Annotated in this window: 20 protein-coding genes; 2 read left to right on the top strand and 18 right to left on the bottom strand. The window is 36.6% G+C overall.

The window, feature by feature from the left end; all coding sequences use genetic code 11:
* Window positions 1–44 precede the first annotated feature (44 nt).
* The 11 genes from K9V48_RS04910 to K9V48_RS04960 all read right to left on the bottom strand — a co-directional run bounded on the left by K9V48_RS04910 (window position 45) and on the right by K9V48_RS04960 (window position 13120).
* Window positions 45–767 carry a cytochrome c biogenesis CcdA family protein gene (locus K9V48_RS04910; RefSeq protein ID WP_224137405.1) on the bottom strand — a complete coding sequence of 241 codons (723 nt, stop codon included), beginning with the start codon at window positions 765–767 and terminating at the stop codon, window positions 45–47.
* A 543-nt stretch (window positions 768–1310) separates the two neighbouring features.
* Entirely contained in the window at window positions 1311–1664 is a 354-nt protein-coding gene (locus K9V48_RS04915; protein WP_224137407.1) for a PTS glucitol/sorbitol transporter subunit IIA, read from the bottom strand.
* 496 nt (window positions 1665–2160) lie between these two features.
* Complete coding sequence (gene ptsP / locus K9V48_RS04920; protein WP_224137408.1) at window positions 2161–3876, bottom strand: phosphoenolpyruvate--protein phosphotransferase; 1716 nt, start codon at window positions 3874–3876, stop codon at window positions 2161–2163.
* The gene (locus tag K9V48_RS04925; protein WP_224137410.1) at window positions 3873–4139 is read right to left on the bottom strand and encodes a phosphocarrier protein HPr; all 267 of its coding nucleotides are present in this window, start codon (window positions 4137–4139) and stop codon (window positions 3873–3875) included. The genes ptsP and K9V48_RS04925 overlap by 4 nt, the downstream gene beginning before the upstream one ends.
* Before the next feature lie 257 nt (window positions 4140–4396).
* Window positions 4397–5791 carry an MFS transporter gene (locus tag K9V48_RS04930; RefSeq protein WP_224137412.1) on the bottom strand — a complete coding sequence of 465 codons (1395 nt, stop codon included), beginning with the start codon at window positions 5789–5791 and terminating at the stop codon, window positions 4397–4399.
* A gap of 72 nt (window positions 5792–5863) precedes the next feature.
* Window positions 5864–7261 carry a glycoside hydrolase family 1 protein gene (locus K9V48_RS04935; RefSeq protein WP_224137414.1) on the bottom strand — a complete coding sequence of 466 codons (1398 nt, stop codon included), beginning with the start codon at window positions 7259–7261 and terminating at the stop codon, window positions 5864–5866.
* Between the two features lie 68 nt (window positions 7262–7329).
* Window positions 7330–9222 carry a beta-glucoside-specific PTS transporter subunit IIABC gene (locus K9V48_RS04940; RefSeq protein ID WP_224137416.1) on the bottom strand — a complete coding sequence of 631 codons (1893 nt, stop codon included), beginning with the start codon at window positions 9220–9222 and terminating at the stop codon, window positions 7330–7332.
* Between the two features lie 361 nt (window positions 9223–9583).
* Entirely contained in the window at window positions 9584–10435 is an 852-nt protein-coding gene (gene licT, locus K9V48_RS04945; RefSeq protein ID WP_224137421.1) for a BglG family transcription antiterminator LicT, read from the bottom strand.
* A gap of 309 nt (window positions 10436–10744) precedes the next feature.
* The gene (locus tag K9V48_RS04950; protein WP_224137422.1) at window positions 10745–11323 is read right to left on the bottom strand and encodes an HD domain-containing protein; all 579 of its coding nucleotides are present in this window, start codon (window positions 11321–11323) and stop codon (window positions 10745–10747) included.
* A 40-nt stretch (window positions 11324–11363) separates the two neighbouring features.
* Window positions 11364–12206 carry a Sir2 family NAD-dependent protein deacetylase gene (locus K9V48_RS04955; protein ID WP_224137423.1) on the bottom strand — a complete coding sequence of 281 codons (843 nt, stop codon included), beginning with the start codon at window positions 12204–12206 and terminating at the stop codon, window positions 11364–11366.
* Window positions 12207–12268: 62 nt separating this feature from the next.
* Window positions 12269–13120 carry an SIR2 family NAD-dependent protein deacylase gene (locus tag K9V48_RS04960; protein WP_224137424.1) on the bottom strand — a complete coding sequence of 284 codons (852 nt, stop codon included), beginning with the start codon at window positions 13118–13120 and terminating at the stop codon, window positions 12269–12271.
* Between the two features lie 211 nt (window positions 13121–13331).
* On the opposite strand from K9V48_RS04960, the gene K9V48_RS04965 reads away from it, so the two are divergent.
* Window positions 13332–13661, top strand: a complete 330-nt coding sequence (locus tag K9V48_RS04965) for a winged helix-turn-helix transcriptional regulator (RefSeq protein WP_224137426.1) — start codon at window positions 13332–13334, stop codon at window positions 13659–13661.
* A 756-nt stretch (window positions 13662–14417) separates the two neighbouring features.
* Here K9V48_RS04965 and K9V48_RS04970 read toward each other — a convergent pair.
* The 7 genes from K9V48_RS04970 to K9V48_RS05000 form a co-directional block, all read right to left on the bottom strand.
* Entirely contained in the window at window positions 14418–15827 is a 1410-nt protein-coding gene (locus tag K9V48_RS04970) for a DUF4179 domain-containing protein (protein ID WP_224137427.1), read from the bottom strand.
* Window positions 15820–16359 carry a sigma-70 family RNA polymerase sigma factor gene (locus tag K9V48_RS04975; RefSeq protein WP_224137429.1) on the bottom strand — a complete coding sequence of 180 codons (540 nt, stop codon included), beginning with the start codon at window positions 16357–16359 and terminating at the stop codon, window positions 15820–15822. Before K9V48_RS04975 ends, K9V48_RS04970 begins: the two co-directional genes overlap by 8 nt.
* Before the next feature lie 881 nt (window positions 16360–17240).
* Window positions 17241–18509, bottom strand: coding sequence for a mechanosensitive ion channel family protein (locus tag K9V48_RS04980; RefSeq protein ID WP_224137430.1), 1269 nt, complete (start codon window positions 18507–18509; stop codon window positions 17241–17243).
* A gap of 193 nt (window positions 18510–18702) precedes the next feature.
* On the bottom strand, window positions 18703–20106 hold the full coding sequence (gene rlmD, locus K9V48_RS04985) for a 23S rRNA (uracil(1939)-C(5))-methyltransferase RlmD (RefSeq protein ID WP_224137432.1): 1404 nt from the start codon (window positions 20104–20106) through the stop codon (window positions 18703–18705).
* 18 nt (window positions 20107–20124) lie between these two features.
* The gene (locus K9V48_RS04990) at window positions 20125–20991 is read right to left on the bottom strand and encodes a DNA-3-methyladenine glycosylase family protein (protein WP_224137433.1); all 867 of its coding nucleotides are present in this window, start codon (window positions 20989–20991) and stop codon (window positions 20125–20127) included.
* 265 nt (window positions 20992–21256) lie between these two features.
* Window positions 21257–22057, bottom strand: a complete 801-nt coding sequence (gene pdaA, locus K9V48_RS04995; protein WP_224137435.1) for a delta-lactam-biosynthetic de-N-acetylase — start codon at window positions 22055–22057, stop codon at window positions 21257–21259.
* A 183-nt stretch (window positions 22058–22240) separates the two neighbouring features.
* Window positions 22241–23779 carry a fumarate hydratase gene (locus K9V48_RS05000; protein WP_224137436.1) on the bottom strand — a complete coding sequence of 513 codons (1539 nt, stop codon included), beginning with the start codon at window positions 23777–23779 and terminating at the stop codon, window positions 22241–22243.
* A gap of 712 nt (window positions 23780–24491) precedes the next feature.
* Between K9V48_RS05000 and K9V48_RS05005 the strand changes: the two genes are divergently transcribed.
* Window positions 24492–24683 (top strand): hypothetical protein, encoded by a 192-nt coding sequence (locus tag K9V48_RS05005; RefSeq protein ID WP_224137437.1) that lies wholly within the window; start codon window positions 24492–24494, stop codon window positions 24681–24683.
* Window positions 24684–24849 lie beyond the last annotated feature (166 nt).

A 24849-nucleotide genomic window follows, 5' to 3' on the forward strand; every position in this document is an offset into this window, starting at 1 on the left:
TCTTCCCAAAGCTCTTTTTGTGCTTAGTTGAGAATTCCATCTATTTATTTGTTGAGCATTCCCTCAAAAAAATACTGTATTTGAGAGCCCCAAATAGTTACATATGTCATTTTATCAAAAAACACCATTAATCCAATGATAATCATTAAAACGCCACCGATTTTCATAAATAATCCAGAATATTTTACTATTAGTTTTATTTTGCTCATGAAAAATGCCATGATTATAAATGGGAGGCAAAAACCCAATGAATATGCGATAATATTAAAAAAAGTTTGGGCAGGATACATGATATTAGCATACATAATTGCTCCAAAAATAGGTCCTATGCAGGGAGACCATCCTGCTCCGAATACGATTCCCACAATAACCGAATTAAAAAATCCTACTTTTCTTTTTGTATATTGGAAACGATGCTCTTTCATTAAAAAACTTGGTTTGAAAATATCTAACATAAACGTTCCCATTGTTACAAGAAAAATCCCACCCAACATTCGTATTAAATCATTATAGTTAGAAAAAATTTTTCCGATGAAACTCGCTGAAAAACCTAATGCAAAATATACGATTGTAAACCCAATTGAAAAATAAATTGAATGTAAGAGAACTATTTTCCTACTATTAGAATGACCCTGCTGATTTTTTAATTCTCCCACGGTTACACCAGTAATATAAGAGATAAATGATGGATATAAAGGTAGACAACAAGGAGAAATAAATGCTAATAATCCCCCTATGAATGCGACCCATATTGAAATGTCCTCCAAAAAACCCTCTCCCTATATACATATTATAACTAAACATAATCAGCTTATTTTATCTAAACAAATTGTTGGAATCCTTTCGGAATATCCTCTTCAACGCCGATTGATTACACACAATCACATCCGGAATCGCCGTAAATCCAGAGGTATATATTTTTTCTTCATGTTAGAACCCTCCTTCACTTAGATTTGAACGTATTATATAGCAGATATAGATTTGCAAACAAGTATGTACTTTTTTATCATATACTATCTATGAGGATAGTTTAATTATGAGTGAATCTAAAGGTTGTGGTGACTACATTCCTATTTTACATGCCCTTCATGGGTATCGTTTCTGTAGCCATTGTATAAGGTAAATAGAGAACCTTACTAAAAAAGTTGACATATTTACTGGTTTTTTTGACTTTTCAGCAATATTTTTTATACTCTATTAAACAGAAAAGACTCCTGATCTTCATGGCTAACCAAAAAACCATAATGATAAGGAGTCTTTTAAAAAAACAAAATAGATCATGTATCCAATACATGGATGAACGAATCTACCTATTTAAAAGAGATTATTGTGCCTTCTTTAAATGTCGGGAAATGATGTGGGCTAGCAAATACCGCACCAGGTAATATTTCTTCAAAAGGTTCTCGAAAGTAAAGTGAGATATGCCCTCGTTCCTTTAAGTTTTGATTTGCCTGTGAACCTAATGCTGTAATTGTAAAAACTTCATCCCCAATTTCAATTGTACCACCAACTTTTAATGGCTCTTCTGTTAATTCTTCAAATTCATGGACGATTGCCATTTCTCGTAAGTCCCTAGGAGCTTGTTGATCAAATAAAATCGCCAATTTATCCAATTCAAATGTAGGAACTAAAATTCCAATTTCTTTTACAACCGTTTTAGACATTTTCATACCTCCATTAGTTCATTTACTTTTCTATTAAATTTATAGTCCTTTTTTTCAAAACTTTATTGAGCTAATACAGGAAATACAGCATTCTGGTCAGATCTTCTATCGATTGGATTTAGCTTCTCGTTAATCTTTGTAAAAACAAATTCCTTCTAAGCCGAACCTTTGTTATTACCATTTCTCCTTCAATACATTCAGCCAACAATACTATCTAACTACTTCTATCAATAATTAACATTTGATAATAAGAATGAAAAATATTAATAAAGGTAGTTTACGATGGACTGTAAAGGTTTTCAAGTTAATCATTTCAAAATAAAACATCGAATATGTGAATGGAAAGGAGGAAGAAATATGTATAATTTCCCCAACTATATTCCCCTTCCCACGGATTCCTCCTTGGCATGCAAAAAACACAGGTGATCAAAAAATCAAACCTGTGTTTTTCTTGATTTTAATAGGTGGTAAACCCAACCACGAGGATTTATCAGCTTTAAAACTTCTCTCTTACAAACTGTTCAACTTCCTCAGCTGTGTCCATGTTTAAGACTTGTTCAATGGTACCTTTTATCTCTTCTTTCGCTAGCTGACGAATTTGGCTTCTCGCCTGAAGAATCGATGTAGCACTCATACTGAATTCATCTAAACCAAGCCCAAGTAAAATCGGGATCGCAATTTCATCCCCTGCCATTTCTCCACACATCCCTGCCCATTTTCCTTCTTTATGTGCGGCATCGATGACCATTTTGACTAGACGTAAAATAGCTGGGTTGTACGGCTGGTAAAGATAGGAAACTCGTTCATTCATGCGGTCTGCTGCCATTGTATATTGAATTAAGTCATTTGTTCCAATGGAGAAGAAATCAACTTCCTTCGCAAATTGGTCGGCCATAACGGCAGTAGATGGAATTTCCACCATGATTCCGATTTCAATTGTCTCAGAAACAGCTACACCTTCAGCCTGTAACTTCGCTTTTTCTTCTAGTAAAATCGCTTTTGCTTGGCGGAATTCACCGAGAGTTGCGATCATTGGGAACATAATTTTCAAGTTTCCAAACGTACTTGCACGAAGCAATGCGCGAAGCTGTGTACGGAAGATGTCTTGCTCTTCTAAGCATAAACGAATCGCACGGAACCCTAGGAATGGATTCATTTCCTTTGATAAATTTAAATATGGAAGCTCTTTATCACCACCGATATCAAGCGTACGGACAACAACTGGCTTTCCATCCATGCGCTCTAATACTGTTTTATAAGCGTCAAATTGCTCCTCTTCAGTCGGAAGCTGCGTACGTCCCATGTATAAAAATTCCGTACGATATAAGCCAACGCCTTCTCCGCCGTTTTCAAGCACACCTTTTACATCCTCAGGTGTACCAATATTGGCAACCAGTTCAACATGTTGTCCATCCTTCGAAACGGTCTGCTCATTCACAAGCTTTGCCCACTCTGCCTTTTGAGCTTCGTAAGCGGCTTTTTTCTCTTCATACTCTTTGACCATATCAGCTGACGGATCTACAATGACTGTTCCAGCTAAACCGTCTAGGATGACCAATACGCCATTTTCGATATCAGCTGTCACTGTTTTTGTTCCAACAACTGCGGGAATTTCCAATGAACGAGCCATAATCGCTGAATGGGATGTACGTCCACCAATATCAGTCGTAAAGCCTTTTACATATTGTCGGTTCAATTGAGCTGTATCCGACGGTGTTAAGTCCTCAGCAATGATAATCACTTCTTCTAAGATCATACTTGGGTTCGGAATGGTGACACCTAAAAGATGGGACACAACACGTTTTGTTACATCACGGATATCTGCCGCACGCTCTTTCATGTATTCGTTGTCCATGGACTCGAACATGCCGATAAACATGTTTGCCACTTCCTGTAAAGCAAATTCTGCATTAACCTTTTCAGTTGTGATTTTGTCCTTGATTGGATTAATCAATTCTGGATCACTTAAAACAAGAAGATGGGCAGCAAAAATCGCTGCCTTATCTTCTCCAAGCTCCTTGAAAGCATGCTCTTTGATTTGTTCAAGCTCAGATGCTGATTGCTTAACCGCAGCATCGAAGCGTTGAACTTCTGCTTCGATATTTTCTATACTGCTTTTTTCTACATTTAATTTAGGTTCTTCTAATCGATAAGCTTTTGCGATAGCAATTCCTGCTGATGCTCCAATCCCTTTTAGACTTTGAGCAATCATTGACCTAACCCCTGTTTCGTGATTGTTTCAATCACTGCAGCAAGTGCTTCATCTTCATCTGAACCAGACGCAACAATTTTAATTTCAGCTCCTTGTCCAATTCCTAATGACATAACACCCATAATTGATTTTAAGTTAATGCTTTTTCCGTTATATTCTAAATTGACCTCTGCGTTAAGACTAGATACCGCTTGTACTAAAAGTGTTGCTGGACGTGCATGAATTCCTGAAGCTTCTGTTATTGTAAATGTTTTTTCTACCATATTGATCATTCTCCTATACTCTTGTTAGATTTTCTTAGATTTATAATAAGATTCATTTCAAAAAAGAATGACTTTCTCGATGAAAGAATCGTATAAACAAAATAAAATACGTCTTACTTTTTTAATCTTTTATAATGATGAAGAATCTCTTTCGTAACCTCATCTGTTTCAACAAGCTAACATACTGCTTTCGACACAGCTGCTATTTCACTTTATTAATCATCGCTCTTGTTTTCTTCACCCACTGCAGTTTTTACTTAAAAGTTAGCAGTTTCTTCAATCTCTGAAGTTCCTTTTACAACTTTTCTTTTTGTTATGAACAGTATTCCTGAAAGTAAAATAACGGACACAACAATTAAAATGACTGTCATCCAATTAAGATTAGTATCATTGACTCCAGTTGCAAACATGATACCAAATGCACTGGAAGCAAGAATATTACCTATGAATCTTGATGTCAAAAATAGCCCCGAAGCCGTTCCCGTTTCCGCTGTAGAAACAAATGAATAGAGTAGTGTTTGTAACCCTATATTTAAAATACCATTACTAAATCCGATGATTGATAACACGATAAAAATCCAGTAAAGTGGAGAGCTATGGTTGATTGTCATTAAAAGAACAACACCAACTACTCCTATTATGACTCCTATAAATAAAGGGATTTTATATCCTGACTTTTCTATCCAGTGCGTAGTAAGTGGTGTACTAATAATTGAAAATACCGAAAGCGATAGCATAATGAGACCCGTTAGCTTTGGGCTGAGCATTAATTCAGATTGTAAATAACTCGGCACCGAAAGCAACATAGCAAAAAAGATTATTGTTGCAAAAATATATTGAATATACACCAATGAAATGTTGGGATTCTTCCTTAAGAAAACAACATCTATAAAAGGTTCTTCTTTCCTTTTTTCAAAGAAGTAAAATAGAAATGTTAAAGCTAACGAACCGATTAATGCCCCTACGTTTAAACCACTTTGTAATGTCTGTAAAAAATAAATCCATAAAGAAATGAGACAACTGAAAATAATAATTCCTATTCCATCCCACTTGAATGTTTTGGTAGTCCCCTTTTTATCTTGAGGAATAAAAAAGACAGCCAATACAGCGGAAATAATGATAATTGGAAAATTAATATAAAAGATCACATGCCAGCCGCCCTGTTGAATTAACAACCCACTAATTGTCGGTCCAAATGCTGCCGAGGTAGTAGCACAAACAGTTAGTAAACCGATTACTTTATTTTGATTTTTTTCAATATACGAACGAACAATCCCCATTCCGGCAGGATATAGAGCAGATGTACCAATTGCTTGTATCGCCCGCATTCCTAGCAGCATCGGCATATTTTGCGATAATGGAGCAGCAAATGAAGAAATACTGACCAATAGTAATCCAAACAAAAAGATTTTTTTCCTTCCATAATAGTCACTAAGTTTACCAATAAGCGGTAGAAACATAGCGCAAACAATAAAATAGGAAGCGATCAACCATGTAATATCGTTTGATGTAAGTGAAAACTCATTTTTAATCTCTGGCAACGCAACCGTGATCATCGATGTATTTAATGGATTTAATATGATTCCAAACGCGATAGCGGCAATTAAAAAATAATGATTTTTAACTAATGAAACATTTTTTTGTACTGACATAAATCATACAGTCTCCTCTTGAGATACTATTTATTTAATCAAATAGTACCTCAATTTTTTTAGCACTAAAAGCTACAAATTTCCCCCATTTGACTCAATAACCTCTTTATACCAATAGAAGGAATCTTTTTTCATCCGCTTAAATGTGCCATTTCCGTTATCATCTACATCAACATATATAAACCCATATCTTTTTTTCATTTCACCTGTGCTTGCAGCAATGATATCGATTGGTCCCCACATTGTATAACCCATGACAGGAACACCGTCAATCTCAATTGCTTTTTTCATTTCTTTAAGATGTTCGCTTAGATAGTCAATCCGATATGAATCATGGATACTTCCGTCTTCTTCTACTTTATCAACTGCTCCTAAACCATTCTCTACAATCATTAATGGTATTTGATAACGATCATATAAAAGGTTTAATAAATAACGGAGACCCATCGGATCAATTCCCCAGCCCCAATCACTCATTTGCAAATAAGGATTTTTGTATCCTGTTTTGACACCATTCAGCCCTTTAAAAACTAAAGGTGTATTTTTTCCAACAACATGAGTCATATAGTAACTGAAGGATAAAAAATCAACCTTTCCTTTCTTCAATTCTTCTAAATCCCCGTCTAGAATAGGTAAAATGATTCCTTCACGTTCAAATTCCTTTAATTTATAGGCTGGATAATAACCACGGCATTGAACATCACTATAAAATAGCATTGTATGCATAAAATCATTCGTTCTTTGCATATCCTCAGGGTCACTGCTGGCTGGATAAGCAGTGTGTCCGTTATACATCATCCCTACTTTATTATCAGAATCAATTTCATGCGCCATTTGGACAGCCTTTGCACTGGCTAAAAATTGGTGATAGGCAGCAGTCATACTTACTTGCTCATCATCAGAATTGACTCCACCAGCCATCCAAGGCTTTGTTGACATGACATTAATTTCATTAAAAGTAAGCCAATACTTCACTTTTCCTTTGTAACGATTAAAAAGCGTTTCGCAATAACTTAAATAAAAATCGACTACTCTTCGATTCTCCCAGGCACCGTATTTTAATAATCCTAACGGTGTCTCAAAATGAGATATTGTTACTACCGGCTCTATTCCAAATTGAAAGCACGTATCAAAGACTTCGTCATAATGCTTTAAGCCTTCTTCATTTGGTACTTCTTCATCCCCATTTGGGAAGATTCTTGACCAAGCAATGGACATGCGATAACATTTGAATCCCATTTCAGCAAACAATGCGATATCTTCCTTAAAATGATGATAATGGCCAACCGCATTGTGGCTAGGATAATATTTTCCTTCAACAACACCATCTGTAATTTCTCTAGGAACACCATGAGCCGATGCTGTCATTACATCTGCAGTGCTTAATCCTTTGCCATCTGTTAAATAAGCACCTTCACATTGATTAGCGGCGGTTGCGCCACCCCATAAAAAGTCTTTTGGAAAACCCATGATTCTGAACATCCTCTCTTTAAAAGTTGGGATTGGGTGTCCTTATGGGCAACCAATCTCCAAAATTATTAAACTAATTTAATTAAAGCGTCTCCTACTTCTACATCTTTTCCTGTGATACCTAAAACATCTGAATAATCTACGGAATTCGTCACAATAAATGGTGTAATAACTTCATATCCTTCCTTCTTAATTGCATCAATATCAAACTCTAATAATAAATCACCTTTTTTAACTGTTTGTCCTTTTGTTACTTTTGGCGAATAATGACGACCTGCTAATTGTACTGTGTCAATTCCGACATGGATTAGAACTTCTGCCCCAATTTCACCTGTAATACCAATCGCATGATGTGAATCAAGAAAAGCTGTTACTGTTCCATCAATAGGAGAAAATACCTTTCCTTCTGCAGGAATAATCGCAACACCTTTGCCTAATATTCCTTCTGAGAATACAGCATCGTTTACTTCTGTAAGTTCAACTGCTTTTCCTTTAATAGGGGAATAAATGACATCATGGTTAGTTGCCGCAACTTCTTTATTTGCTTCGTTTACCTCTTTCTTTGCTTCATTTACTTCTTTAGTACTTTCTTCCATCGATTCTTCTTTAATTCCAAGAATATATGAAACAATGAATGCTGTAGCGAATGAGATAACACAACCAATAGATGCATAAATTAAATCTGTAAAACCGTCCGGCCCAATGTAACTTGGCAATGAGAAAATCCCTGGAGAAACTTGAGCATATCTTCCTACACCCATGATACCGAGGAATAAACCTCCAACCCCGCCACCAATCATGGTAGCAATTAATGGTCTTTTGAATCTTAAACTAATACCATACATTGCAGGTTCTGTAATACCAACAACCGCTGTAATTCCAGCTGAAGAAGCGAGTTGTTTAATATCTTTATTCTTTGTACGAAATGCGACAGCCAATGATGCTGCACCTTCAGCAATATTCGAAACCAGCATTCCTGGGCCCGCAATTGTATCAATGCCTTTTGTTGCAAGCATATTCATACCGAGAGGAATAATACCGTAATGCATACCTGCCATAACCAGAAATGGCGTAAATGTACCTACTAATGTTGGAACTAGCCAGCTCACATGAGTGTCGAGAAAAGCAAAGCCCATTCCAAGTACTTGACCCAGATAATTTCCTAATGGTCCAACAGCAATCAATGTCACTGGAGCTACGACAATCAAAGTTAATAATGGAGCGAAAAAAATCCTAGTAGACTTTGGTACAATCTTTTCCGCAAAGGGTTCAACATAAGACATAAACCAGACAGCTAATATAATCGGTATAACTGATGATGCATATGAAACATGAGGAACTAAAATCCCCAAGAAATGTAATTCCGTCCCTTCATCCTTTGCACCATTCATCATTGAGATAAACGTTGGATGCACCAAAATAGCACCAATTGTCATAGCCATATATTGATTGACTTTAAACTTTTTAGCTGCTGAAGCTGCTAATAGGATAGGCAAGAAATAGAAAGCTGCATCTGACATAAAGTTTAAAAACTGATAAGTTTCTGATTCAACCGTCACCCAATTAAATGCTGTTAATAATGCCAGTACTGCTTTTAACATACCAGCACCAGCTAAGGCTGGAATAATAGGGAAAAAGCTCCCAGCAATTGTATCTAATACTTTTGCAACAACTCCTTTATCTTTTTCTTTTGTATCACTGTTGCTTGCATCACTGAGATTTCCTAATTGGACAAGTTCTTTATAGACGCTGGATACATCATTTCCAATAATGACTTGATATTGTCCACCGTTGTTAACAGCACCAACAACACCTTTTATGCTTTTAATAGCTTCAGTATCGGCTTTTTTATCATCCTTTAAATTAAAACGTAGACGTGTTGCACAATGTCCCACTGATGAAACATTTTCTTTTCCGCCAACTTTTTCTAAGACTGAAGCTGCTAGATTTTTAAAATTCACGTTTTTCCCCCTCTTTCTTTAAGTTCCTGATAGATTTTGTAAAAATAAAACCCACCAGCTAAGGAAAGAAATCAACATATGATTCCTTTCTTTAACTGGTGGGTATAGCCTTTCGTAACAATCCCACTGGCAAAGCCTGTTTATCGATTACACTATTCTAAATATTCTTTCTAATATTGATGAACTTATGCCATCCATACGTTTCGATCATTCCTATTCACTGTTTTCCCCCTTTTATTTTTGACAAATTTGTCAAAAATAAAACCCACCAGCTAAGGAAAGAAATCAGCATATGATTCCTTTTGTTAACTGGTGGGTAGAGCCTTTCGTAACAATCCCACATGGCAAAGCCTGTTTATTTTTATACACTTTCTCCAATCACTCTTCTTATGTGAATAGAAAGATAAATAATTTCATCTTCTGTCAATTTACAATTCATTTCTTTTTGAACAAATTCTTCAATATGTTTAGCACATTTATACTCATTAGGATACTTAGCTTTGATCACATCTAAGAATCCTAAGTCTTCGGTGATCATTTCTTTTCCTTTAGATAATCTTCTAACAAAGTATTTTAGATGGGTCCAAAACCTGTCATAATGAATTGAACTTTGATTAAGCTCTATACCATAATAGTCTTTTACTATATCTAGTATTTTTTTTTGTATCCGGATCATTTCCATCGTTTCTTGAATCTTTACTGTATCATCCATTTGTGCATTAACGAGATGAATTGCGATAAATCCTGCCTCAGAATCATTAAGTTTTACACCATGTCTTTTTTCAATAATTTTTAATGCTTCTTTACCGATAAGATACTCATGATTATAAAACCTGCTGATTTCCCATAACAATGCATTTCTTACTGTTATGCCTTTTTTAAGACGATCAATCGCATGATATATATGATCTGTTAGACCTAACCAAATAGTATCATCTAATTTTTTATCTAAGGAATTGATTGCATATTTTACGATTTCATTTGTAGTTTGAACATATGTGTAAGGAATATTAGAAAGTAACACTTCTAGATAATTACCATTCTCTTTTCCTTCCATGACATAAACTCTTTCAATCAAAGTTTCATCAATGAAATCATTTCTCTGCTTTTTAAAACCAAGACCTTTTCCCATGACCAGTACTTCTTTACCATCCTTATGAGAACGCACTAAATTATTGTTAATAACCTTATCTATCTTTAAAGTTCCAGACATAAAATTCATCTTCCTCCAAGGTTACACAATAATAATCAACAATAATATTACCAAAAATCGGTATAGCCTGCCTTACAGTAACTATCCAATTAATTTTGATAGTGCTATTCTATCTTCCTTTGAAAACGATGTCAACAATATTTTTTGAAATTTCAAAGAATACTATTCTCCTAGGAAAAGTGAATATTTATTGTCATGTGCTAGTCAGCGGATTATGTTGTTCACTCTTTTGTATGGGTAGATTTACACTATAATCTCCTAATTTTTGCTCAATAACTGGCTTGAAATGAGCAACTTCCTTTTATATTTTCACGAATTCGTTTCACTACTTTTCTGTAAAAGATATTTTGCAAATTCAACAAGTCCATGTGCTTCCTCTGTCCGAAGAAAATTTACATCCAAAGCATCAGGGCCCAGACGGAAACGATCCAACCCATCGGCATCCTTGAAAATCTGATACAGCAGCATGCCCCGTTCACTGATAATAAGAGACTTTGCAATCTCTGACAAACCAAGTGAATCATCCTGATCATGGTAATAGGTGATGTAATAGGCTTGCTCATCATATGGCAAATCGTACTCACGACAATAATCTTTGTAATACTCTGCCGCACGGCTACCATGTCCCTTGTCAATCCCATCATCCAGGCGGCGAGAATCATGGAAAACAGCCGCCATTCCCAATGCATCCTTCTCCTCATCACTTAAGTCTTTTTGATGTCCGATGAGGAGTGACAAGAGCAGCACACGAGCGCAATGGGCTTTCGTATGCCATTCACTATCCGGCAGCCAAAACTCTATCGTTTCTTCCATGAATTTATACCATCGTTCATACGTCTTTTTGATTGGTTGGCAGACTGGATCATCCAGAATATTCGCTAGAAACATCTTTCATCCCCTCCTCTGTTTTCTAGTAAGCTGAATAAGCTTATTTCATCTGCACTAATTGCTGTAACACTTCCGCAGTATCACCATTGATACCAATAGATTTAGCGGCGATTTCATCTGGAATATAAAGCTCCCCTTTATTAAGGGTAATGTAGGTAGCATATTCCTCAATATTAGTTAACCTCATAAATGGAGCTTTAATTAGTTGGTTTCTTGCACCTACGCCTAATTCCAGCAGAACTAATTTTTTACCATGCGCTTTCCGGGTAAAATCCTGATAAGCTTGATAACTTGTTTGCCAAGACTCGCCTTTTAGAAAATTCCGATCGACTTCGATATGGACTTGCATTAGGCCGCCACACTCCGGACACTTAGGAATGAGATCCAGAGGAACCTTTCCATTCTCTTGGCTTTTGGCCATCTTGCTCAATATTTCATCGCCTGGATAAATTTGATTATGACAACCATTCATGCATTGGAGATTCCGACAATTGCCTTCTATTTCGAAGAGGCGTTCCTGTGGAAATCCTGCCTGTCTGAAATGATTATCTATATTAGAGGTAACGACAAAATAGTTTTTATCTTTCACCAGTTCATAAAGATTTTTCATAACCGGACTGGCTTCCGTTTTGTATAAAAAGTAATTGTACATCCTGCTGAAGAATGCCCACTTTTCTTCTTCGGAAGGAAATGGATAAAAGCATCCCTGTATGATGCTTCGGAAACCATATTTTTCACGGAAGTCACCAAAATTCTCCTGGAAAGATGAATCATCCGCAAAGATATGAATGCCTTCAGAAATGGAAAGACCATTACTTGCACCAATTACAATCCCGTCAGCTTCTTGAATTTTTGTTAAAACTTCATAATATTTCTCTTCCATATGATCCTCCATTTTTATAAAACTTTGATGAATCTGTGTCCCTGAATGAATTCATCTATTCCTTATCTATCCGAAACCAGATCATGTATTACTTGCGCTATATCTTCATGAATAGCGAGTCCCTTATCCTCCAGTTCCCTCGGTAACAATGCGTCATTTGGATTGATGGTAATATAGTATGCGTCCTGCCAATTGTAAGTCATGTTCCAGAAGGGCTCTTTGATGAACATCGGAGTCATTTGACCGACGCCCAACTCTAAAAAGAGGACTTTCTTATTTTGATTTTCCCGAAGAAATTCACGATATTTACTATGCTCGCTTCTATATTTGTCGCCTTCTAGAAATACAAAGGAGCGTACCCACAGTTCCATATGGCCGCCGCACTTCGGGCACTTTGGAACCAGGCTGGATGGAATCCTCGTCCCTTCGATGTGAGCACACAATTCTTTTGCCTGTTCCGCATAAGGATAAATACCGTCGTGACAAGGACGCCCACACTGTAAATATGTCCAGTTACCTTGAATAGCACTGACTTTTTCTTCCGGAAACACTTGTAAAAACTGAGTGTCTTGATTTGTCGTAAGAATATAATAGTTTTTATCTTGCAGGATTTTATATAAATCCTTATACGGCTGGCCGATAGGAACTTCCGCTACAAAGTTGATCAAAGTTGCAAGATATGCCCACCGTTCTTCTTCAGTGCGGAATTTATAGTAAAAGCCTCCAAAGATGCTGTCAATTCCATATTCTTGCGCAAATGTGTTAAAATACTTTCGAAAATTTGCATCATCTTGATACCAGTTATATCCGGCAGCCGCAGACATACCGGCAGCACCGCCAACTACAATCGCCTCAGCTTCTTGAATTTTTTGTCGTAATGTTGCTATGTTGTCTTGATATTGTTGTAATAACATACTTTATTTGTCCCCCTTACGATTTTTCTTCATAGTTGAGAAAATTAACTTTTATTACACCTCTCACAAACTATTAGAATCCCGAGGTGTCATTTTTTCTTCACGTTCGAACTCTCCTTTACTTGGATTTGAATGTATTATATAGTTGATATATAACTACAAACAAGTATGCACTTTTTCGACGCATACTATCTTGGAGGATAGTGTAATTATGAAAAAATCCAAAGTTAATGTTGCTGACAGCCAAGAGACTTTTTTTGGCTACACACTTTCTATTATCAACGGTAAATGGAAGCTGCTAATTATTTACTATTTATCAAAAAATGGTGCAGTACGTTATAATGAGCTTCAGCGTATGATAGGTAAGATAACCTATAGAACTCTCAGTTCTACATTAAAGGAAATGGAAAGTGATGGCTTAATTCATCGTGAGGAATATCCACAAATTCCCCCAAAGGTAGAATATAGCCTTACTGAAAAAGGGCAAACTCTCTGGCCTCTTATCCAAGAAATGTGCCAATGGGGAGAGCTAAATCAGTAAAACGAGACTTACCTTATCTTTTACGGGCAGTTATCCCCCACCTAGATTTACTCGTTTAAACTTGTACTCTTGAGATGGGGGTCTTACTGCCCGTTAATGCGGGATAAAAGAGAGAAAAAACAGATATTCCGCATGGATGATTGGATTATATGTTACGTCTTATTTAAAGACTATTGATTGGTTTTTATTTTTGTAGACAAATCAAAATCTAGTAAAAGACACTGGTTAGTATAGAACCTTGCGGAATCGTGAAAAGACGTCCGAATTTTATGAGAGGAAGAAATTTAAACCAATAAACTAGAGTACCGAAAAAATTCTCCTAAGCAAAAAAGGTATAATCTCTCAATATCCGAGAGAATTATACCTTTTTTGCTGTTTTTATGTTTTTTTGTAATCTTATCCTCTATTTAAAGCACTGATTGGTTTTCTATTAGAGGTAATTGATTATATGCTGTTTCTGCCCATCTATAGGATTCTAAAAAGTGATAGACCTCATCCACATTTGTCATGTAATTACTATATATTTAGGATTCTTCTAAGTTCTCCCTTACTAATCCATACTAAACGTAGTGAAGAATATGTATAAAAAGAATTGAAAGTTTGAAAAAGATAGCTACCTAAACATGTTAAAGAGCCTCTCCAGAAGGAAAGGCTCACTAATCACTATTACATCCGCTAATTATCCTTCCTTACAAGTAGTGAACAGCACTCCACATGTATGGACTGTAATTGAAAACACATGAGATGCTGGCGGGTTTATTCATTCTCCACTGGAAGTTCAACAATAAATGGTTTTAATTCCTTAGTTGAGACAAAGCTTGAAAAATCAAATAGCAACATTGTATTTTCCAGCTTAAAATTCTCAATCCTTTCTTCTCCGTTTAAGTCAAAAGTAGATTGGAAGTGCGCTGTTGCCTTATCAACCATTTTTACTTTATTAAAGGGAATACCGTGGTTTTTAGGAGGCCATGGATTTTCCGGGTCGATTTTAGTTAAATATTCCTTATCAACCAACCAGAAAAGGTATTCTAAATTATGGTTAATCGTTTCGAGTCTACCTTTACTCAAATTCTTCGGCAGTCCTGTAAGTTGATAATCTATTACCACTTTCTCACCTTTTTGAGTAACATCATTTACCTGCAGGCCTAAATTGAACCGTGTGCTTTTTAAGGTGAAAGATTTACTATTCAAAAGCTGTTGTACTTTTGGATCTGCTGCAGATAACTGAGGATAAAAGGTAAGTGAAGTAATATCTGAATTGAGCCGGGTCATTTCTCTTCTTATGGTACTATGATATCCATCTTCTTGTTCTGACTCCTCAAGTAAAGTTTCATCTCCAAACCTATACACCTTTCCTTTATTATCAACTGCTTTTAAATAAATATCATCACCTTTGTATTTCTCAACGGTCTCATATATAAGTGAAGATGATGCCTTTGCAGTGAGTATCTCTTTAATACGGATCTTTACCTCGTCTTCTGGATATCCTTGCTCCTGGTTAATAGCAAGCGTACTATTTTTTTCTTGTTTAATTGGAATATCAAACTTCCATTCGCCTTTTATCCCGTTGATATTATGAATAGTAATAGGAAGAGTAAAATTCTCCTTAAATGATTTATATGGATATTCCATTTTCCATTGAAAGTTATATCCATTTTCCACTTTCTTAATTGCTCTTGATCCACTTAACCAAGGATCATGATCCCCTTTATTCTGTTCGAAGTTCATATCAAAGCTTACTTCCCCTGTTTCGTTATGCCCTTTTTCAACACCTTTATCTACAAATCCTGTAATTGATACCACATTGCCATCAAAATAAGCACTGGTGAGTTTTACAGTCACTCCATTTTTAGTTAACGATTGATTTAATTCTGTCACTGCATCTTGATTCGCAAGTTCAACGCCCATTGAATCATCAAACTCTTGAAAGATCCCGCCGATTAAGGGTGCATTCGCTAATACTTTGTTCATAGTAGGATTCATAAAACCAGAGGCAACAGTCATTCCAAGAAGAACAGCGGCAGCAGCTGAACCTGCAAGAACTTTCCTTTTCTTCGTTTTTCTACCTTGCCCTGACATTTTTAAGCCTTTACCAATAGCGTTAAACACTTTTTCTTTTGGTACAACTATTTTTTCAATAGCTCTTTTTACTTCTTTGTTATCCATTGCATTTGCCCTCCTCTTCTTTATAGGACTTTTTTAATTCGGCTCTCCCCCTGCTTAAATAAGTTTTTACAGTTCCTTCGGGGATCTCCATGATTTCACTAATGGTTTTAATAGAATAATCATAGTAGTAAAACAAAATAATGGCAGATTGATAATTTCCTCTTAACTGTCCGATCACATTTAATAGATTTATTGCTTCATCATGACCTGAATGATAGTCTACCGTTAAATTTGACAATACTTCGTCTGTTAGCGGCACAATATTATTTCTTTTCTTAAGGATTTGGCCAGCACAGCGGATAATGATTTTTGTTAGCCAAGTCATAAAATATTCCGGATGTTTTAACGAATGAATACTCGTAAAAGTTTGATACGTTGCCTCTTGAACGACATCTAATGCATCCTCTTCGTTATGTACATAAAGATAAGCAGTCCGGTAGATTCGTTCATAGTACTGCTTTATGAGTTGTTCAAAAGCTTTTTTATTACCCCTGATTGCTTTTTTAACCATCTTATCATTCTCAAACTCCATCCCTCTCTCTCAACTCCTTTCAACTATTAGTGGAATTTACCTTTAGAAAAAGTTTCGAAAATTAATAATAAAATTCCGATAAATATCTTGGCAAAATGTTGCAATTTATTTCTCAAAAGGTTGTATTAACGTTACAAGTATAAACCCCGCCCTGGTAAGAGATGCCACCCTCTGCTAAAAAGCTGTCGTTTAAGTAGTGTTCGACATGGAGAAAATCCCTGTGACACCCTGAAAAATCTTGTTTCACAACAAATTTTCATGATTAAGTAAAAGAACTTAATCAATGCTATTAGGTTGTAAACCCGAACTATAAAAAATAAGCGCACCTCTCTGGTACGCATGACAAATAGCCATATATTACGACTTTTTTAATCGAATATATGGCTTATTTCTTTTATTTGCTACACTCTTCCTGAATCATTTTTGACCAGGGCATGTAATGAAACTTTATTCTCGGGATGTAGTGTAACGGGGACAATTGTAAGTTGTTGTTTTGACATGTGAAGCACCTCCTTAAATTGATACAAGTATCGTACCAGGAGATGCTACGTGTTTATATGCGTTGTTTGAATGCGGGCTTACATTCTCCATGATGAAATCTCGAATTAAACTAAGAATAATCCATGGATTGAGGTAGATTATGAATATAGAACAAGACTTAACTTAAAAGAAATATGTAGGAAAAATATATACAGAGAATAGCTTAGTTCATTTAATATCGGACTAGGCCTTTTTATTATAACAGCATCACATTTCATTTAATTTACGAGGGATTTTATCGAGATTTCTGCATTTTGTCTATAGACAATTTTGTTTTTCATATTGTTGAAAAACCGACTGTGTTATTTAAACAGTCGGCTTTGTTTCAGTGATTGATTATTTCAATAGCTTCTTTCGCCAATCAAGGCTTTGTTGCTCGATTCTTCTACCATGTTTCTTAAATCAGCCCCAGATGGATTCTGGAATACTCTAAGTCCAAACTCTGGTGCAACTGCAAATAGATGGTCAAAGATATCAGATTGCACAGATTCATACACTGCCCACTGTACGTCATTGGTAAATGCATAAATTTCTAGAGGCAACCCGTATTCACTATGTCCCAGTTGTCTAACCATTACGGTCATATTCTGATTGATTCCATGGTGATTCTTGAGGTAATTGCTGATATACGCCCTAAAAACACCGATATTGGTAAGGGCCCTACCATTCACACGATTGTTCCTATCTATTTCATTTTTGGCATTGTACTCAGTAATTTCCATTTCCTTTTGAATAATGAAGTCTGAAAGGTAATGAACTTGTATAAATTTCTCAATCATTTCGTCAGTGCAAAACGTGATACTACTGGTATCTATATACAAAGAGCGCTTGATTCGTCGGCCGCCTGAGCTTTGCATCCCTCTCCAGTTTTTAAAAGAATCGGAAGTAAGGGCATAACTTGGTATCATCGTAATCGTTTTGTCCCCATTTTGAACCTTTACGGTATTTAAAGAAATATCAATAACGTCACCATCTGCTCCATACTTTGGCATTTCAATCCAGTCACCAACCCGAACCATATCATTGGCCGTTAACTGAATTCCTGAAACTAGTCCTAATAACGAATCTTTAAATACTAACATCAAAACTGCCGAGAGAGCACCAATACCACTTAATAGGATAAGAGGACTCTCCCCTATTAGGTTCGAGATAACTAAGATGAACCCGAGAGTCATAATAATAATGTTAATCACCTGAATATATCCTTTAATAGGCTTAACCCTGGATATTTCAAAGGTTTGATAAATATCATTAAGTGCATTAAGTAAGCTTTGAATAAACACTAACCCTACAATAATGATATAGGTAATGGCCAATTTTTCGATAATTGATTGATAGGTTGGAAAGGTTGAAGAAAACGAATAAATAATGATCGCAGGAACAATATGGGATAACTTTCGAAAAATCTGTCTTTCCAATATGATTTTACTCCACTTGACTTTGGAGTTTGTAACGATACGAGTAATGATCCTGATCACTATTTTCTTTGAAATAAAATTTGCTACGATACAGATAAGCCCTATTAGCAGAATCTTGATTATAATCGAAAGATATTCTACTAATCTAGGATCTAGTTCCATATCCAGAAGTAGTTTATTAATGAATTGCATCTGTTCTCCTCCATTTTAATTTGCATCATAAGCAACTTTACGGGTAAAGTACCTAAACTGTCAATTCCTACTTTATCCATAACGAAAAAACGGTGCCTTAGCCGCTGAGTTGTAACGCTTCAGTTTACTGGGGGCAGTCAAATGGAAGTGTTCATACGTTGCAGGAAACGTTAAAAGGCAACACCCACAAGGGTTAGTTGCCTTCTTTTAAAATGAGCTGCGCCACACACTCCACATGCGCCGTATGCGGAAACATATCCACCGGCTGAATATACTCTACCTGATAATCCTTCGATAGATAATCAATATCCTTCGCAAGCGTAGAAGGATTACATGAAACATAAACAAACTTCTTCGGCTTTACCTTCTTGATCGCATCTAGTAACTTGCCGTCACAGCCAGTTCGTGGTGGGTCTACAACGACTACATCTGGGCGCCAGCCTTCTTCGACCCATTTTGGGAGCCAGTGCTCTGCTGTGCCTGTGACATAGGTTGCGTTATCGATTTCATGTCTTCTTGCATTTTCTTGTGCATCGATGATTGCTGCTTCGATTGTGTCCATTCCACGTACTTCACTTGCACCATCCGCAAGCCAGAGACCAATTGTTCCTACTCCACAATAGGCGTCAGCGATTTTTTCCTTGCCTGTAAGGGCTGCTGCGTTTTTGACCTCATTGTATAGCTTGACTGTTTGGATGGGGTTTAGCTGAAAAAATGCTCGGGCTGATAGCTCGAAGCTTAAGTCGCCGAGTGTTTCTTGGATGACTTCTTCTCCGCTTAAGTGAAGCGTTTTTTCTCCAAAAATGAGCGAGGTTTTGTTTCCATTGATATTTTGAACAAGTGATTTGACCTCTGGTAATCGTTTCTGGATTTCAGCCATGATGAGTTTTTTACGTGGTACTTCTTTTTGCGTTGTAATTAAGACAACTTGAACTTCACCTGTTTGAAATCCGGCACGAGTGACGATTGTGCGAACAATGCCTTTTCGTTTTCGTTCATCATAAATTGGCACTTGCAATTCTTCGAGGATCTTTCTTACCTCTTCTGATACTTTATTTGTTAATGGATGCTGGACCATGCAGTTTTGAATTGGTACTAGTCGGTGTGAATCTAGACCATATAAGCCAGCAATGATCTTTCCATTTTTTTGTTGGCCGACTTGAAATTGGCTTTTGTTGCGGTATTTCCAAGGGTCTTCCATCCCAATCGTTGGTCGAATATCAAGCTTATTCACCTGAAGCCTTGTATGACGCTCCAATGATTGCACAACAATATCACGCTTTTCCTTTAACTGTTGGTCATAGGCTAAATGTTGCAGCTGACAGCCACCACATTCTTCATAAATTGGACATGGTGGCTTGACACGGAAAGGTGATTGCTTGCGAATTTTCTTCACTTTTCCCTCTGCGAATTTTGGTTGAATCTTCGTTGCTTCAACAAGCACCTCTTCTCCAGGAAGAGCACCAGGCACGAAAACAACCTGCCTTTTAAAATAGCCGACACCTTCCCCATTAATGCCTAATCGTTTAATCGTTATTGGAAAGGTTTGTCCTTGTGCAATTTTGATTTGATTACCTTGTTGCTTTTTATCCTTCATGTTTAAAACGCTCCGTTTCTACTCAATGCTTCTCCATAAATACAAAGTAGCGTAGCTTAAATATGGCTCCCATTGTACGCTATAGCGATCCATTTCCTCACTCGTTGGCTTTTGTTCGAGTTTGAAATGTTTTTGTAATGCTTTTTGAATACCAATATCGGCTTTGGGAAAAAGATTAGGCCGTCCAAGTCCAGATAATAACAGACTTTGCACCGTCCAAGGACCAATCCCCCGTACCTTCGTTAATTTCTTCATCATCTCATCATCTGACAGCATGTCCAGTTCCGCTAATTTTAACTTTCCCTCTGAGATTAATCGTGATGTATCGATGACATACTCTGCTTTTCTTCCACTAAATTGTAATGCCTTTAAATCATCATAGTCTAGTTTTGCCACAGTTTCTGGCTTTGGATAAAACCAAACATCTTCAACTTGATAGCCAAATTTCTTCACAAACCGTTCCGTTAAAGTATGGGCAAACGTGACATTTAATTGCTGATGAATAAAGCATTTCATTAAACAACGATAAAGATCAAATTCTAACACAAGTGGTGTCCCCACATGCTGCCGAAAGATATCAGCTATGTTTGTCGTTTGAAAGTGTGCATCTACGTTATGCAAGGAAAAATCCAATTGGAAAATTCTTTGTACGTTCATAAGCGCCTGCTCTTTTATCCCGTCTTCACTTCCGGTAATTTCAAATCTAGGTTCTGCGGTTGTTCCGATCGCTTTTACTGTAATAACGTATGGATGTTCATTTATGATTAAAGGGATTTTGACGAATTTCTCTTCTTTGTTCAGAGAATTAAGAGGGTCCTTTGATAAACGATCTAACGCACGATCAAAATTATAAGGACCATCAATCGCGACGATTTCCTTCCACATCGCTTCCCCATCCTTTACTTCTTTTTATTTGCCTATTATAGCACTTTATACATAAGCATTATACCGAAGAACAAAAGCGGAAGCGCCTTGATCAGCCTCAGGCATGGCATAAGACGCGCATGAATAGAAGGCGTTCTTTGCCTTCAATTCATGCGTGGCTTATGACCCCGAGGGGCTAGGCGCTTACGCTTGCTTTCGTGCGCTTATCCACAGTACAAGAATTTTATCATTTCCTTAATAACAAGAAAAACCCCTTTGAACCACGTCAAAGGGATAGGAGATAAGGATTTTCAATCATTTTATTGATCATCATATCGTCTAAGCTTTTAAAAATATAGCCTTCCTTCTTCAAATCAATGATTGCTTGGTCAAGTGCTTCAGCATTATCCTTTGAAACAGTATGAAGCAAAAGAATCGATCCGGGATGAATTTGTCGCATAATATTATCGTAAGAATATTTCCAGCCTCGTTGTGCATCAACCTTCCAATCAATAAATGCTAAAGACCAAAAGACGGTCGTATAACCAAGCTTCTTTGATTCGGCAAGAACACGTTCACTAAAAATCCCACGAGGTGGACGAAGATAGTTCATTTCTTTTTGACCCGTAAGCTCTTCTACCTTTAAACGAACTGACTCAAGCTCTTTTTTTAGCTGCTCAGCACTTTGCGTTGTTAAATCAGGATGGTGCCAAGAGTGATTGCCAACAATATGACCTTCGTCTACCATCCGTTTCACTAACCCTGGCTCTTTTTCTAAATAATGCCCCGTCACAAAAAATGTAGCCGGAACCTTTTGTTTCTTTAATACATCAAGAATCTTTGGTGTATAGCCATTTTCATACCCATTATCAAATGTTAAATAGATTTCCTTTGTTGTGGAATTCCCTAAATAAAATGATCCATATTTTCCAAGCAATGTATCTAATTCCACTCCCGCAGACGGTGGTTCGTGATTTTTACTTTTCGCAAATCCCCAATGAAGTGGTTTGTTTGATTGTGCGTAGACAGGACTCATAGAAAGGAAAAATAAGCAAAGTATGCTTAAAACAATGGCACATTTTTTCATCTATTTTCTCTCCTCATTCGTTGTCATTATCTATAGTGTTTATTTAGAGAGATTTTCAATACTGAAAAAAACTACCATGTATAGGCGATGAATCAGAAGTATAGAATCGAAAAGAAATGGGGAACATATCTACAATTTCAAAAAAAGACCCGGAGCATCCTCCAAGTCTTCTTAAACAAACGTTTATTTAAATACTGGCTCTTTAAACTGGGCAAGCTTCTCTAATGAAGATTTGTCAACATCAGCATGCAGACTATTACCATGAGAATCCATCGTTACAACAGCAGTAAAGCCTTCTACTTTTAAGTGCCACATTGCTTCTGGAATTCCGAATTGCATAAGGTCGACACCTTCTACAGATTTGATACAATCTGCATAGTATTGAGCAGCTCCTCCAATTGCATTTAAGTACACTCCACCATGTTCACCTAGTGCTTGAAGTGTTTTTGGACCCATGCCGCCTTTTCCAATCACAGCACGAATACCAAAGCGCTTCATGATGTCGCCTTGATACGGTTCCTCACGAATACTTGTTGTTGGACCAGCCGCTTTTACATGATAATTGCCATCGTCATCCTTCATCATAACAGGTCCGCAATGATAGATAATTTGTCCATTTAGATCTACTGGAGAATCGTTTTCTGAAAGATGCTTATGAATCGCGTCACGACCGGTATACATCATACCGTTTATCCGGACAACATCTCCAACCATTAGCTCTCTAATTTGTTCTTCCGTAATCGGTGCTTCAAGGACTACTTCTCTTGATGCCAAACTCTGTTCTTCCGTTGCGGCTACTTCTCCCTGCGCAAAATCAACTTCTTCACCATCCTGGTATAACCACTCGTTAATTGCACCATTTTCAGGATCAATGAACACACCTAATCGGCGATACGCCCAGCAGTTGTAAGCAACAGATACGAAGAAGCTTGCTGGAATACGGTTTATGACACCAATTTTGCAGCCAAGAAGTGTTGTTTCTCCACCAAATCCCATTGTACCAATGCCAAGTTCATTTGCATTTTTCAATACATAGTCTTCAAGTTGACGTAAGTCTTCGCGTTCATTAACATCGTCAACTCTTCTAAATAATTGTTCTTTTGCAAGTTCATAACCGCTTGTACGGTCGCCACCAATTCCTACGCCGATAAATCCAGCACTACAGCCTTGTCCTTGAGCTTGGTAAACAGAATGCATGATACATTTACGAATCCCATCAAGATCACGCCCTGCTTTACCTATCCCTTCAAGCTCACATGGTAAGCTATACTGAATGTTTTTATTTTCACAGCCACCGCCTTTTAAAATAAGACGAGCGTCAATGTAATCTTTTTCCCATTGCTCAAATTTAATGACAGGAGTTCCTTCCCCAAGGTTGTCCCCACTGTTATCACCTGAAATCGAATCTACTGAGTTTGGTCGTAGTTTTCCATCCTTCGTTGCTTGTTCAATCGCACGCTTAATTTCTTTCTTCATTGTGAGCTGATTTGCACCAACAGGAACTTTCAATTTAAATGTTGGTAAACCTGTATCCTGACAAATTGGTGAAATATTGTCATCAGCCATTTTAATATTATTTGTAATCGTTGCAAGTGACATTGCTGAACGAGTACCAGCACTTTCTTTTAACTTTGCAGCAGCAATTGCTCTTCTTACGTCCTTTGGTAAGTTGGTCGATGTTTCAACGATTAACTGATACATACTTTCATAGAATTTCTCCATCTAATTTCTCCCCTTTTAATAGAAATTTTCAGGTAGCACAAGCAATTACAACGCTATGCAAAACCTACTATTTTTGTTAATTCATTCTAACATTCGGTCGATTTGCCTCAACCTTTATTATACCCCCTTTGATATTTATTGGAAAGGTGTATTATAAGCGCTTTCATCCCGTTCTTACTGTTGCTTTAAAAACTACAATAGCAGCATCGAATTTTCCAAGCGTTTGTTATCCTTAAAGTGGGTTCACCAACATTTCGGACATTTTTGAACTCTGCTAAGAACGATTCCATTTTTGCGCAATATCAGCCTATTTTGCAGTTAAGACTTAACCTCAGAGTAGGGTTGAAAATAAAATGGATTGGCAAAATCAAACTTTTTAATTCTACATAATCTTTCGTTTAAAATCTATGATTTATGTTGCTTTGAAATAAATTTTGATCAAAAATACCCCCTAAGCAAGCATTTTGCGATAAATAAAAAGAATCCATTTTGAAAAAAGATTGATCAAAATGGATTCTTATCCAGTAGATTAATGTTTCGATTTTATAAAAAAGTTTGATCATTTTCTACCTATGTTGTTAAACAATCGCGCCCTATTATTAAAGAAGCTACTGCATATTGTTTACGAACTCCGACATTTATAAAATGAGTAAAACTCCCCTCACATTTCATTCATTCCATAATAACTTAACTACAAGAAGGAGTTGTTTGGATGGAACTGGAATCAGATATTATTGATGAAGTTATTCCTCTTCTCGACATTATTACAATATTAATAGTTGAAGATGATCCAATCATTGGTATTGTTCTTGTAGCCTTGTTAAAACTTGTTACTGAGGATAAAATTGCAAAAGTTTCCTTGATCTTATTAGTGATTGTCTTAGGTACTATAAATTTCGAATGAGATTTGTTGTCAGATAAATGAAACATACTAATGTTAGTATGTTTTTTGTGGCGCAATTTTGATCAAATAAGCATTACCATGTTCAAAATGATAACTAAAAAGACACAATTTCTTGTACAAAAATTGCGCCCGATTGTTGAAGACCGATTAATTTATTTCAACTGGT

It is taken from the genome of Metabacillus rhizolycopersici, from assembly GCF_020075705.1.

Excerpts from the sequence above, each read along its gene's own strand:
- K9V48_RS04915 (WP_224137407.1), bottom strand. The coding sequence starts at position 1,664 with ATGTCTAAAACGGTTGTAAAAGAAATTGGAATTTTAGTTCCTACATTT.
- ptsP (WP_224137408.1), bottom strand. The coding sequence starts at position 3,876 with ATGATTGCTCAAAGTCTAAAAGGGATTGGAGCATCAGCAGGAATTGCT.
- K9V48_RS04925 (WP_224137410.1), bottom strand. The coding sequence starts at position 4,139 with ATGGTAGAAAAAACATTTACAATAACAGAAGCTTCAGGAATTCATGCA.
- K9V48_RS04930 (WP_224137412.1), bottom strand. The coding sequence starts at position 5,791 with ATGTCAGTACAAAAAAATGTTTCATTAGTTAAAAATCATTATTTTTTA.
- K9V48_RS04935 (WP_224137414.1), bottom strand. The coding sequence starts at position 7,261 with ATGGGTTTTCCAAAAGACTTTTTATGGGGTGGCGCAACCGCCGCTAAT.
- licT (WP_224137421.1), bottom strand. The coding sequence starts at position 10,435 with ATGTCTGGAACTTTAAAGATAGATAAGGTTATTAACAATAATTTAGTG.
- K9V48_RS04950 (WP_224137422.1), bottom strand. The coding sequence starts at position 11,323 with ATGTTTCTAGCGAATATTCTGGATGATCCAGTCTGCCAACCAATCAAA.
- K9V48_RS04955 (WP_224137423.1), bottom strand. The coding sequence starts at position 12,206 with ATGGAAGAGAAATATTATGAAGTTTTAACAAAAATTCAAGAAGCTGAC.
- K9V48_RS04960 (WP_224137424.1), bottom strand. The coding sequence starts at position 13,120 with ATGTTATTACAACAATATCAAGACAACATAGCAACATTACGACAAAAA.
- K9V48_RS04965 (WP_224137426.1), top strand. The coding sequence starts at position 13,332 with ATGAAAAAATCCAAAGTTAATGTTGCTGACAGCCAAGAGACTTTTTTT.
- K9V48_RS04970 (WP_224137427.1), bottom strand. The coding sequence starts at position 15,827 with ATGGATAACAAAGAAGTAAAAAGAGCTATTGAAAAAATAGTTGTACCA.
- K9V48_RS04975 (WP_224137429.1), bottom strand. The coding sequence starts at position 16,359 with ATGGAGTTTGAGAATGATAAGATGGTTAAAAAAGCAATCAGGGGTAAT.
- K9V48_RS04980 (WP_224137430.1), bottom strand. The coding sequence starts at position 18,509 with ATGCAATTCATTAATAAACTACTTCTGGATATGGAACTAGATCCTAGA.
- rlmD (WP_224137432.1), bottom strand. The coding sequence starts at position 20,106 with ATGAAGGATAAAAAGCAACAAGGTAATCAAATCAAAATTGCACAAGGA.
- K9V48_RS04990 (WP_224137433.1), bottom strand. The coding sequence starts at position 20,991 with ATGTGGAAGGAAATCGTCGCGATTGATGGTCCTTATAATTTTGATCGT.
- pdaA (WP_224137435.1), bottom strand. The coding sequence starts at position 22,057 with ATGAAAAAATGTGCCATTGTTTTAAGCATACTTTGCTTATTTTTCCTT.
- K9V48_RS05000 (WP_224137436.1), bottom strand. The coding sequence starts at position 23,779 with ATGGAGAAATTCTATGAAAGTATGTATCAGTTAATCGTTGAAACATCG.
- K9V48_RS05005 (WP_224137437.1), top strand. The coding sequence starts at position 24,492 with ATGGAACTGGAATCAGATATTATTGATGAAGTTATTCCTCTTCTCGAC.